Origin of the sequence: Furfurilactobacillus siliginis, assembly GCF_001437435.1 — a bacterium.
In the GTDB taxonomy this organism is placed as follows: Bacteria; Bacillota; Bacilli; order Lactobacillales; family Lactobacillaceae; genus Furfurilactobacillus; species Furfurilactobacillus siliginis.
This window is the reverse complement of the sequence record NZ_JQCB01000003.1, coordinates 69,580-71,797: the sequence shown is the minus strand read 5'-3', so window position 1 is coordinate 71,797 and position 2,218 is coordinate 69,580. Positions and strand designations below refer to the sequence as shown.

Annotated in this window: 2 protein-coding genes; both read right to left on the bottom strand. The window is 45.4% G+C overall.

Translation table 11 applies throughout. The features are described from left to right. Positions 1-247 precede the first annotated feature (247 nt). Positions 248-1,003: a YibE/F family protein gene (locus IV55_RS02985; protein ID WP_057809221.1), complete on the bottom strand. Its 756-nt coding sequence runs from the start codon at positions 1,001-1,003 to the stop codon at positions 248-250. Continuing rightward, positions 1,000-2,097, bottom strand: coding sequence for a YibE/F family protein (locus IV55_RS02980; protein ID WP_057809219.1), 1,098 nt, complete (start codon positions 2,095-2,097; stop codon positions 1,000-1,002). Before IV55_RS02980 ends, IV55_RS02985 begins: the two co-directional genes overlap by 4 nt. Positions 2,098-2,218: the final 121 nt, after the last annotated feature.

Below are 2,218 nucleotides of genomic sequence, written 5' to 3'. Positions count from 1 at the left end.
CAATCCGGTAGGTTGTTCGTAGTCTGCACAGCGACTTGACTTTTGTCCCACGTTTTAGATCACAGAGCGAGAGCAGACCCCGTTTTGATTGCGAGCAATTGCAGGCAGGGCGGTAGGCGTCGTGAAACGACACTGGACGGTCGGCAGGCAATGCACAGTAATCAGGGTCTGCGAACGCGTTTCAACTATTGAAAATCAGAAAACAACAATGGGTCTGTGGACATAATTAGTTATGTCCCAGGCCCTTTTACGATGCGCGTTTTTGCCAGCGCCATCCTGCCACAGCTGCGGTAATTGGGACCGTGAGCAGCACGCCAATAAACGACAGCAAGACCATGATCAATTCTGCGCCGAAAACCTTGTCATTAAAGACCTGACTGAGTGAGTAATGTAACCCAACGAACCAGATAAACAACGCTAAAAAGCCACCGAAAAAGCCGAAGAATAATGTATTTAGGGTTGTCCCGATAATCTGTTTACCAACATTAATGCCATCATCATACAAACGGCGGCCAGTGATAGTTGGCTGCTGCTCTTGAATTTCACTAAGCCCAGATGAAATCGCCATCGCTGCTTCCGCAATAGCGCCCAACGTGCTCAACACAACGGTGCAGATTTCTACTTTTAGAAACGAAATACCAATCAACGTGGACATACCTTCAAGATCTTCACTGTCCTCATCGCCAAAACCACCCACCTGCGCCCAGTGTTCCACTGGCACAATAATGAGCAGTAATAAAATCATTGCGATCACCGCCGCGTAAAAAGCGGTTGTTGTGCTCCCATCGTCTTCATTGCCAAAGAAAATGGTCACCGCTAAAATAATAATTCCTGTCACAAACGTCACTGGTAAAGGTGGCAAATGAAACTGAACTAGCACAATACTCAAAAATAGCAGCGCAAAGTTAATACCTAAACTAACGAACGCAATGGCGCCTTGCTTGCCACCAACCGAAAGCATCGCGATAAATAACAGCAACACTAATACAGAAAATGTCGTCATGCTTGCTCACGCCCTTTCATCAGTCGACTAGCTACATAGCTTGCCACCGGAATGGCGAGTACAATTCCTAAACCACTGATCAGGCTTTGGATAATGCCAAGCGACATATTCATCATGTACGTGTAACCCCAGTTATTCCCATTTTTTAAATACAACAACGTCATCGGGAACGTATCCGCTACAAAAATCAAAAACAACACGTTGACTAACGGTCCCATGATTGAACGTCCAACATTTCGACCAGACTGAAATAATTGTCCTGCCGATACATCAGGCCGTTCCCGTTTCAACTCAAATAACGTTGCAACAATATCAGTTGATTCATCCATTACCGCACCCAGCGATCCAATCAACGTTTCTGCCAAAAAGAGTGGTCTTGGCAGCACTGTTACATACTGTAACCCTTCATAATGCATGCCGCGTTCATGGGTGACTGAAAAGACAATCAAACTAATCACGATGGCTAGGATGGTCCCTGACAGCGTCGCAATTAAGGTGATTCCCATTTGTCGCGTCCAGCCGAGGACGAGCCATAATGTCAACGCTGCGAATACCACGGCAATCGCACTGAAAATCACAAACACATTACCATTTTTCAAACTCAAATCAATATTAATTGCGACAAAAAAAAGCACTGCGTTAAGTGCGACAGACAGTAATGCTAAGCTTCCTGCCTTGCGCATGAACACCAGCAACATGCTGATCGTTAGCCATAGTAAAAAGGCAATGACAACATCTCGTTTAGCCCCTTTAATGGTCGGCTGTTGTCCTTTGATTGGACGTGAAATAAACAGTTGGCTACCAACGTGATACGGCTGATCAGTAGCACCAGAAATACTATATGTATTCGTCAACGAAACATGCTCACCCCGTGCTGCTGTATTTAGTAACACAGCATTCAAATGCTGCGTTGTCGTTTTATCCTGATTTTGAAATTCATCTTGTTGGCGCACTGTTTTATGCGTCAGCACGCGCGTTACCTTGACGATTGGCTGTTGATATAAACGTGCATTATGTGCCACACCTAAGACTAATAACCCGCCGCACAACACCAAAATCACGGTAATCCAATTATTCAACCATTTGTGTTGCATGCGGTCATCTCCTTCAAAACTCTGCGCCTATTTTAACACCCTACGGCAGCAACGCGACGGAACGTTAACAAATGCTAATCTTCTGCCTATTTCTTAACGTTCACTTAGGCGGTGTCCCCGA